Annotated in this window: 7 protein-coding genes and 1 rRNA gene; 5 read left to right on the top strand and 3 right to left on the bottom strand. The window is 38.5% G+C overall.

Going from position 1 to position 9,777, the window contains the following annotated elements; translation table 11 throughout:
• Positions 1-2,612: ribosomal RNA gene (locus tag M0P98_04725) — 23S ribosomal RNA — on the top strand; the annotation flags it as partial.
• A gap of 432 nt (positions 2,613-3,044) precedes the next feature.
• Here the strand turns inward: M0P98_04725 and M0P98_04720 are convergent.
• From M0P98_04720 to ligA, 3 genes are all read right to left on the bottom strand, one after another.
• Positions 3,045-3,923 carry a sugar phosphate isomerase/epimerase gene (locus M0P98_04720; protein MCK9266173.1) on the bottom strand — a complete coding sequence of 293 codons (879 nt, stop codon included), beginning with the start codon at positions 3,921-3,923 and terminating at the stop codon, positions 3,045-3,047.
• Positions 3,924-4,299: 376 nt separating this feature from the next.
• Positions 4,300-5,184, bottom strand: a complete 885-nt coding sequence (locus M0P98_04715) for a tyrosine recombinase (GenBank protein ID MCK9266172.1) — start codon at positions 5,182-5,184, stop codon at positions 4,300-4,302.
• Entirely contained in the window at positions 5,181-7,193 is a 2,013-nt protein-coding gene (gene ligA / locus M0P98_04710) for an NAD-dependent DNA ligase LigA (protein MCK9266171.1), read from the bottom strand. Before ligA ends, M0P98_04715 begins: the two co-directional genes overlap by 4 nt.
• Before the next feature lie 245 nt (positions 7,194-7,438).
• On the opposite strand from ligA, the gene M0P98_04705 reads away from it, so the two are divergent.
• The 4 genes from M0P98_04705 (at position 7,439) to M0P98_04690 (ending at position 9,770) form a co-directional block, all read left to right on the top strand.
• On the top strand, positions 7,439-7,600 hold the full coding sequence (locus M0P98_04705; GenBank protein MCK9266170.1) for a TM2 domain-containing protein: 162 nt from the start codon (positions 7,439-7,441) through the stop codon (positions 7,598-7,600).
• Positions 7,601-7,775: 175 nt separating this feature from the next.
• Positions 7,776-8,174, top strand: coding sequence for a secondary thiamine-phosphate synthase enzyme YjbQ (locus M0P98_04700; GenBank protein MCK9266169.1), 399 nt, complete (start codon positions 7,776-7,778; stop codon positions 8,172-8,174).
• An 83-nt stretch (positions 8,175-8,257) separates the two neighbouring features.
• Entirely contained in the window at positions 8,258-8,851 is a 594-nt protein-coding gene (locus M0P98_04695) for a peptidylprolyl isomerase (GenBank protein MCK9266168.1), read from the top strand.
• A gap of 10 nt (positions 8,852-8,861) precedes the next feature.
• Positions 8,862-9,770: a DMT family transporter gene (locus M0P98_04690; GenBank protein MCK9266167.1), complete on the top strand. Its 909-nt coding sequence runs from the start codon at positions 8,862-8,864 to the stop codon at positions 9,768-9,770.
• Positions 9,771-9,777 lie beyond the last annotated feature (7 nt).

Raw genomic sequence — 9,777 nt, 5'->3', positions numbered from 1 at the left:
TCCCGTAAGCGAAATCCTAAAAGCGCCTGTGTCAGACACCTAAGTACTACGGAGGAACCGAGAAGCTCCGTAGGAATCCGGGAGGACCACCTCCTAAGGCTAAATACAAGGTTTTGACCGATAGTGTACAAGTACCGTGAGGGAAAGGTGAAAAGAACCCCGGAAGGGGAGTGAAATAGAACCTGAAACTGTATGCCTACAAGCAGTCGGAGTCCCGTTCTACGGGATGACGGCGTGCCTATTGAAGAATGAGCCGGCGAGTTATTGACTGTAGCAAGGTTAACCTGTTAAGCAGGGAAGCCGTAGCGAAAGCGAGTGGTCTGAATAGGGCCCATTAGTTGCAGTTAGTAGACCCGAAACTGAGCGATCAACCCATGACCAGGGTGAGTTTGCTGTAAAAAGCGAAGGAGGCCCGAACCTGTGATTGTTGCAAAAATCTTGGATGAGTTGTGGGTAGGAGTGAAAGGCTAATCAAGCTCAGTTATTGCTGGTTCTCCTCGAAATGACTTTAGGGTCAGCCTCACTATATAGAATAACGGGGGTAGAGCACTGATAGGGCAAGGTTCCGTAAAGGGGCTAAGTTCTTTCAAACTCCGAATACCGTTATTTGTTCAGTGGGAGTGAGACTATGGGGGCTAAGCTCCATAGTCAAAAGGGATTCAGCCCAGACCATCAGCTAAGGTCCCTGAGTCCAGGCTAAGTGTTAAAGGATGTTGGGTTACACAGACAACCAGGAGGTTGGCTTAGAAGCAGCCACCCTTTAAAGATAGCGTAACAGCTCACTGGTCGATGTGATTCTGCGCCGACAATTTAACGGGGCTAAAGCCTGGCACCGAAGCTATGGCTTGTCATTAGCAAATGCGAAGACAAGGGTAGAGGAGCATTCCCGGGCAACGAAGCTCGTCTGTAAGGACGGGTGCAGCTACGGGAAGAGAGAATGTCGGCATAAGTAGCGAAAATCCCGATGAGAATTCGGGACGCCTAAAACCTAAGGTTTCCTGGGGAAGGTTCGTCCGCCCAGGGTTAGGCGGGTGCTAAGTCGAGGCCGAAAGGCGTAGGCGATGCACAGCTGGTTAATATTCCAGCCCCACCAAATACGCGTTATTATCGATGGGGGGACGGAGTAGAATAGGTCATCCGGTGATTGGTTGTACCGGTTCAACCCAAAGCATCTGCTTGTAGCAAATCTATGAGCAACAAAGGTGTGATGGGGAGTACGAACTCAAACGCAAGTGCGAGTGAAGTGATCGAGTTTTGCTTCCAAGAAAAGCCTCTAAGAGAGTTTATTTGGTGCCCGTACCGCAAACCGACACAGGTAGGTTAGGAGAGCATCCTAAGGCGCGCGAGAGAACCCTCGCTAAGGAACTCGGCAATTTAACCCCGTAACTTCGGAAGAAGGGGTACCCTACTAGGGTGACGTTATTTATAATGTTGCTCGAAAGGGTCGCAGTGAAATGGCTTCCGCGACTGTTTATCAAAAACACAGGGCTCTGCAAACTCGTAAGAGTACGTATAGGGCCTGACAAGTGCCCGGTGCCGGAAGGTTAAGAGGAGATGTCATCCATCTTCGGATGGGGCAGCATTGAATCCAAGCCCTGGCAAACGGCGGCCGTAACTATAACGGTCCTAAGGTAGCGAAATTCCTTGTCGGGTAAGTTCCGACCCGCACGAATCTTGTAACGATGGAAGCGCTGTCTCGGCGAGGGGCTCGGCGAATTTGTGATACCCGCGAAGACGCGGGTTACCCGCGGCTAGACGGTAAGACCCCGGAACCTTTACTGCAACTTGTCATTGAATTTCCAAATACTATGCGTAGGATAGGTGGGAGGCTGTGAAGCTCGAACTCCGGTTTGAGTGGAGCCGACGGTGAAATACCACTCTTATTATTTTGAAATCCTAACCTGAGTCTGTGAATCCAGACCAGGGACAGTGATAGGTGGGCAGTTTGACTGGGGCGGTTGCCTCCTAAAATGTAACGGAGGCGCCCAAAGGTTTCCTCAGGCTGTTTGGCAATCAGCCTTCGAGTGTAAAGGCATAAGGAAGCCTGACTGTGAGACTGACAGGTCGAGCAGAGACGAAAGTCGGGCTTAATGATCCGGTGGTCCCGTGTGGAAGGGCCATCGCTCAACGGATAAAAGGTACTCCGGGGATAACAGGCTGATCTTGCCCAAGAGTTCATATCGACGGCAAGGTTTGGCACCTCGATGTCGGCTCATCGCATCCTGGGGCTGGAGAAGGTCCCAAGGGTTGGTCTGTTCGCCCATTAAAGCGGTACGTGAGCTGGGTTCAGAACGTCGTAAGACAGTTCGGTCTCTATCTGCCGTGGGCGCAGGAAGCTTGAAGGGGAGCTGACCCTAGTACGAGAGGACCGGGTCGGACGAACCACTAGTGTACCAGTTATCCCGCCAGGGGTAATTGCTGGGTAGCTATGTTCGGAAGGGATAACCGCTGAAAGCATCTAAGTGGGAAGCCCCCCCCAAGATTAGGCTTCCCTCTGCTATGAGAGTAGCAGACTGAAGACCCCATGCAGACTACATGGTTGATAGGCTCCAAGTGTAAGGCCCGTAAGGGTTTAAGCGGAGGAGTACTAATCGGTCGTGAGGCTTAACCATAAATTATTTAAAAAGGCAGGGAGTAATCCCTGCCTTTTTTTTTGTCTTCAATTTTTTTGGAAAGTTGGTGAAGCCTTCCCTCTTGCCTCTCCTCTGGGGTAGAGGATGTAAGGTGAGGGTTTATCCCGACAGTTGCTCTGAGGGAGAACTTTTGTGTTTTTTGCCTTTGTTTGTCATTGCGAAGAGTGCTATTTACGACATGGCAATCTCAGTATTTATCCTTAAATTCCTTCTACTCGCCACAATTTGTCATCCTGAACTTGTTCCAGGATCTCTCACTTAATCCACGCTGGTAGTAAGAAAAGCGAGATTCCGGATAAGTCCTGAACGACAAGCAGGGGGTAACCTCATCCCTTTAACCTCTCTGCAAACCCCTAAGGACTCACGAAGGCTTTTTTGATGTTAGAATCTTATAGTTTCTTTTAAATAAGATTATTTTTTCCTAAATACTTTTAGCATCTTTTTTGCTGTATCATAAGCTAACTCCATATCTGGTAGAACAAGGTTTGGTTCTCTTGAGAAAGGAACCATCTCTACTGTTATAGGACCTTTATATCCGATTTTTATAAGAGATTTTTTTACTGCTTCATAGTCCAAATCACCTTCCAATAAATCGTCGCCAAAGCAACTAAGCCCGCCAGCAAAATTCTTTCTTTTGAAATTTTTAATATGTACAGCTAAAATACGTTTCCCAAGTATCTCTATCCAATGTTGAGGAAACCCGTTAATAATACAGTTCCCTGCATCAAAGTAAGAGCCCACATAACTGCTTTTAAACTGGTCTATAAACAATTTTAAAGCCATAGGGTCTGTTAAGAAACCATTCCAGACATTTTCTATACCAATCTTTATTCCTGAATCTTTTGCATAAGGTATTGCCTCTTTTACACCTTTGATAGAATTTTCCCAAACTGTTTTATAGGGAACAATAGGTTGTTTTTCATCCCAGGGTACCCAAACAGAACCGGGAACAACAAGACATACTTTTGCCCCAATAAGAGAGGAGTCGTTAAAATATCTTTTGCTGAATTCGAGGGCTTTTTTTCTTTTAGATTTTAAAGTTGAAGCAAGCGGAGTGTGCATATAAAAATCAGTTCCACATGTTGCAATCTTTATATTTAGGTCTTTTGCAATCTTTGCAACCTCTTTACAACGTTTTTCTGTAATGCCAGGGGCAAATTCGCCTGCACCGTAGGTTAATTCTAATCCGTCTAACCCCATTTTTTTGATTTCTTGGAGTGCTTTCTCCAAAGGTGTTTCAGCGTGAAACCCACCTATTGTCCAGTAATTCATCTGCAAAACATTTTTCATAATTTCCTCCTATTGGTTAAAATCGTTCTGCCAAACTTGGCTAAGCGTTAAACGGCTTGCAAGACGGAATGGGGGGATATTAACAAAAGGTTCAAGCCTTTTATTCTTCTACTTGCCCATTTCATCGCCCGAACGCCCAATTTTGTCATCCTGAACTTGTTTCAGGATCTCTAATGTAGCCCACACTGGTAGCAAGAAAAACGAGATTCCGGATCAAGTCCTCGGGAGTGCTCGGTATAAATCCGGAATGACATGCAAGGGGAAGTTTCCGCCTTTATATTTAAGAGCATTGTTTTTTGACACAATCATTAAAATGCTTCTGTTAAATTTGTGTTGTATTTTAACTCATATATATACTATAAACAAAATTATGTTTTTACGAACGGGGATGAAATTTTTTATAAATACTTTTTATATGTTTCTTGCTTATATGTGTATATATTTCTGTGGTTGCTAAGGATTTATGCCCAAGAAGTTCCTGTACTATTCTAATATCAAGGCCTGCTTCAAGAAGATGTGTAGCAAAAGAGTGTCTATATGTGTGAGGGGAAACGTTTTTATCTGTAATGTTTAATGTTTTAATTATCTTCCAGATTGTTTGCCTTGAAATCTTTTTTCCTCTATTGTTTATAAATAGATAAGAGGAAACTCCTGCGTTTTTCTTTTGAGCTCTTTCTGTTAGGTACTCTTTTATTGCTTTGGTAGAATTGGGATTTAAGAATGCTATCCTCTCTCTGTCACCTTTCCCTCTTATTTTTACTGTATTGTTGTCAAAAGAGATATCCTCAAGTTTTATTTCTACTATCTCTGAAACCCTTAATCCAGCACCATAAAGAAGTTCTAAAATTGCTATATCTCGTTTTGCAAATTTTTTTAAATAAGCTATATTTATTGTTGTTGTTATCTCTTCTTGGCTTAGAATATCTGGAAGTTGTCTTTCTATTTTTGGTGACTCTATTAAAAAATAAGGTTTTTTTAAAAACCTATGACCTATCAAAAATTTATAAAAATTTCTTATTGTAGAAAGTGTTCTTATGATAGTTGAAGAAGAAAGGTTCTTCTTTTTTAAAAAAACGATAAATAGTGTAATAACTTCGTTATCTGCTTTTCTGAAAGACAAATTTTCTGTTTTTAAGAAATTTGTAAATTTATTAATATCAGAAGTATAAGATTTGAGGGTGTTTTTTGAAAGATTCCTTTCAACCTGTAGGTGTTGAAAAAATATCTCTATTAAATGTTTTAAATCTTCTTTCTGTTTCATTTTTCTTTTTTAAAACCGTTTTTTACCACCGTCTCTTCAAAAGTTGTTTCATCAAGAATATTTATATTAAGTTTTTCAGCTTTCTGTAATTTAGAACCTGGATCTGTTCCTACGATAAGATAATCTGTTTTACCAGATAAAGAACTTGAAACATTACCACCATTTTTTCTTATAAATTCGTTTATTCCTGTTCTTGTATAGTTCTTTAGGGTGCCTGTAACCACAAAAGTTAAACCGTCTAAAACCTTGTCCAAAGATATCTCTTCATCTTCTATGGTAGTGTTTACACCTGCTTTTTGCAGTTTTTTTAGAACCATTATATTTTCATTTAGACTAAAAAAGTTTAAGACACTTTCAGCTGTCACCTGACCTATTTCAAATATTGAAGATAATGTCTCAAAATCAGTTTTTGCTAGCACTTCTAATGAATGGAATTTTTCTGAAAGTATTATACTTGCACGTTCACCAATGTGTCTTATCCCTAAAGCTAAAATAAGACGAGATAACGGTCTTTTTTTACTCTTTTCTATACCTTCTAAAAGGTTATTTACCGATTTTTCAGCCATACCATCAATCTGTAACAAATCTTCTTTTTTGAGAAAATATATGTCACCATAGTCAGATAAAAAACCTTTATCTACCAGTATATTAACCCATTGTTCTCCAAGTCCTTCTATATCCATACATTTTCTGGATGCAAAATATATTATTCTCTCCTTAATCTGAGCAGGGCATCTTATGTTGGGGCATCTAATAGCTACCTCTTTTGTTTCATTTATTACAGGAGTTTCACATACAGGGCAGACTGTAGGCACAACTATTGTTGTTTCTTGCCCTGTTCTTAGTTCTGGAATATTTTTTACAATTTTGGGGATTATCTCGCCACCTTTTTCAATCAAAACTGTGTCTCCAATTTTAAGGGAAAGTCGTTCGATTTCATCAAAGTTGTGTAGACTTGCTCTTGCTACGGTTGACCCTCCAACTGTAACAGGAGACAATATCGCAACAGGGGTAAGAGTGCCAGTTCGACCAACCTGAACTATAATCTCATTTAAAGTGGTTGTAACTTGTTCAGCAGGAAATTTGTAAGCAACAGCCCATCTTGGAAATTTAGAAGTTGTTCCGAGCATTCTTTGTAAATCAAGTGAATTGACTTTAATAACCATCCCGTCAATATTGTATGGAAGTAGATTTTTTTTATCTTGCCACCGATTGCAGAACTCTATTACATCAGATATATTTTCGGATAGCCAGTTGTTTGGGTTAACTGGGAATCCTATCTCTTTTATAAATTTAAGAGTCTCCCAGTGTGTAGAGTGTTTCTGCTCGGTAAAAGATTGATATACAAACAACTGTAAATTTCTCTCTGCAACTATTTTTGTATCAAGCATCTTTAGTGAACCAGAGGTTGCGTTACGTGGGTTTGCAAAGAGAGGGACTCCCTCTTTCTTCTTCTCCTTATTAAGCCTTGAGAAATCGTCCTTTCTCATATAAATTTCGCCTCTTAATTCTATTGGTTTCTGGTAATCAATAACAAGTGGCAGAGTTTTGATTGTTCTGATGTTTTCTGTAATATCGTCTCCTCTTTGGCCGTCACCTCTACTAACACCTTTAGTTAGTTTTCCGTTTTCATATATAAGAGAAATTGCTACTCCGTCATATTTTAGTTCAACAACATATTGTATATCAGAAGAGGTGTTGATAGATTTTTTTAATCTATTATCAAAAGAGGTAAGATCTTCTCTTGAGTAAGTGTTCTCTATACTAAGCATAGGTATTTGGTGCTCAACCGTTTCAAAACCCTTTTGTACTGTTCCACCGACTTTTAATGTAGGTGAATCTTCGTTTTGTAATTCAGGGTGTTCTAATTCAAGATTTACAAGTTGTTTATAAAGTAAGTCGTATTCAGTGTCACTAATAACAGGATTATTCTCCACATAATACATATAATTATGGTAGGATATAAGTTTTACAAGTTCATCGAGCTGTTCTTTTATTTTTCTTTTCATAGTATATTATTAATTATATCAGTTTTAGAGATAAAAGAGAATAGATACTAATAAAGTTGATAAAAATTATGTTATAGATTACAATTTTATTAACGCAAAACTTGTTAAAAGGAGGCAATTATGTTCTGTCGAAAATGTGACTCTGAAACAGATGTAAAAGATGGCAAGTGTGTAAAATGTGGTACTAAATTATCTGGTTCATCAGGGGGAAAGATTGGCTTATAGCGTTACTTCTTTCTATTCTTTTGGGAGAACTTGGGGTAGATAGGTTTTATATGGGGTATATTGGGTTGGGTATACTTAAACTTTTAACACTTGGCGGTTTCGGTGTATGGTGGCTTATAGATATTATTCTTATAGCTACTGGAAAATTGACAGACGCAGAAGGCAATCAACTTGTTAAATAATTGCAAAAAGTTCAATTGCTTCTGTTGTTTTTAGTTCTAATTACAGTACCTTTTTTTATTGTCAAAATTCTTGCTTTTAAAAATCTATTTGTTTGTATATGAATATATTTGGTAGAAGTTGTTGTGGTGCGGAATAATAAAGATATTAATATATACGTTTTAAGGAAATTTTAAAATGGACAAATTGAGTATTGAAACAAAAAAAAGGAACGATTTTGTAGAGATAACTGAACAATTATCAGGTTTTATTAAACACTCTGGAATAGAAGACGGAATTCTTTATGTGTATGTGCCTCACACAACTTGCGGGATCACTATTAACGAAAATGCTGACCCTTCTGTTGAGGTGGATATTTTGAACTATCTTAAAGAAGTTATACCTGAAAACGGAAGATATTCTCATAGAGAAGGTAATTCTGATGCTCATATAAAATCTGTTTTAGTAGGTAACAGTATAACAGTTTTTATTGAAAACGGGTTTCTGATGTTAGGCACCTGGCAAGGTATATTTCTTTGTGAATTCGATGGACCAAGAAGACGAGAAGTCTGGCTTAAAATATGTAAAACTGCGTAAATGTTAAGTTGTAATCCAATTTAAACTATAAAAGTAGTACAAATTATAACCCCGTATAATAAAAGCGAGGTAAAGGAGACGTTATGTTGTTAAAAGGTATAGCGGTTTGTTTTGTTACAGCAGCAATTTCTCTCTGTGGAGCAGAAAAGAAAGGGAAAGAAGAGGTATTTGCAGTATTTGAAACAAATAAAGGAAATATTACCTGTCTTCTTTATCCAGATGTTGCTCCTAAAACGGTTGAGAATTTTATAGGGTTGGCAGAAGGAAGTAAAGAGTGGACAGACCCTGTATCTAAACAAAAAGTAAAGAAACCATTATATAACGGAACGATTTTCCATAGAGTTATACCAAACTTTATGATTCAAGGAGGAGATCCTCTTGGCAGAGGGTTTGGTGGACCTGGCTACACTTTTGGAGATGAGTTTTCGCCTAAATTAAAGTTTGATAAGCCTGGTCGGTTGGCTATGGCTAACAGCGGTCCTAACACAAACGGGTCTCAGTTTTTTATTACAGTAGTTGAAACTTCTTGGTTGAACAATAAGCATACTATTTTTGGGCAGGTGACCGAAGGACAAAAAATAGTTGATGCGATAACCAAAGTGAAGCGGAATCAAATGGATAAACCTCTGGAACCTGTTATTCTTAAGAGTGTAAAGATAATACGCAAACCAAAATAATTTATCAAATATGAGTTCTGAAAAACAATCTATCTGGTGGCTTGTAGGTGCGAATTTAGTTTACTCGTTGATGGCTTTTTTAGTTAGATATGCGTCTTATATAGATTCGTTTAAAGTAACTTTGTTTAGGTTTGCTATAGGTATGGCTATACTTGGAACTCTTGCTATTACAAAAAAGATAACCCTTGAGTTCACAAAATCTTTTATCCTGATACTAAGAGGGTTGTTTGGTGGTGTGGCTGTTTTTGTTTATTATTGGTCGATATTGAATATTGGATTAGCAAGGGGAACGATGATAAGCAATTCGTCAACTATTTTTGCTACCATTATAGGTATTTTTGTTTTAAAGGAAAGTGTTTCTTTTTTAAAAATGTTTTTCATTTTCCTTACTTTATACGGATTATATCTTATGGTGGGTTCTGGTGCTGTAGGTGCTGTCAATATTAAAGAAGGGATTGCTATTTTGGGTGCTGTTATTTCAGGTGCAGCGAATGTTATAATAAAAAAAGCAAGAGAAACAGAGTCAACTCATAGTGTTTTTTTCTCTCAATGTGTTATAGGTTTTTGGCTTGTACTTATACCAGCAAATCTTATACCTATTAAGATGAATATAGGAGGTGGCTTTATTTTGCTAGCCATAGGTGTTACTGCAGCGGTTGGTCAATTAATGACAACTTATGCCTACAAATTTAACACTGTAGCTACAGCTTCTTTAATATCCACGTTGCATCCAGTCTTTAATCTTGTTATAGGGTTAACTATATTTAATGAACCTTTTACTTCTAAAAGTTTTATAGGTATGGTGATTGTTCTTGTTTCATGTTATATGGTTGTTATGTCAGAAGATTATACAAAAAAAATACATAAATTTATAGATAAAAAAGCAAAAGAATTAATAATAAAACAGGGGAAAAAATAGAGGAGCG

The sequence above is a fragment of the bacterium genome (genome assembly GCA_023230585.1).
Lineage (GTDB): Bacteria > Ratteibacteria > UBA8468 > B48-G9 > JAFGKM01 > JALNXB01.
This window is presented reverse-complemented; position numbering and strand designations above follow the sequence as displayed.

Bases quoted from the DNA above. Each gene is read 5' to 3' on its own strand.
- M0P98_04720 (MCK9266173.1), bottom strand. From the start codon at position 3,923: ATGAAAAATGTTTTGCAGATGAATTACTGGACAATAGGTGGGTTTCAC.
- M0P98_04715 (MCK9266172.1), bottom strand. From the start codon at position 5,184: ATGAAACAGAAAGAAGATTTAAAACATTTAATAGAGATATTTTTTCAA.
- ligA (MCK9266171.1), bottom strand. From the start codon at position 7,193: ATGAAAAGAAAAATAAAAGAACAGCTCGATGAACTTGTAAAACTTATA.
- M0P98_04700 (MCK9266169.1), top strand. From the start codon at position 7,776: ATGGACAAATTGAGTATTGAAACAAAAAAAAGGAACGATTTTGTAGAG.
- M0P98_04695 (MCK9266168.1), top strand. From the start codon at position 8,258: ATGTTGTTAAAAGGTATAGCGGTTTGTTTTGTTACAGCAGCAATTTCT.
- M0P98_04690 (MCK9266167.1), top strand. From the start codon at position 8,862: ATGAGTTCTGAAAAACAATCTATCTGGTGGCTTGTAGGTGCGAATTTA.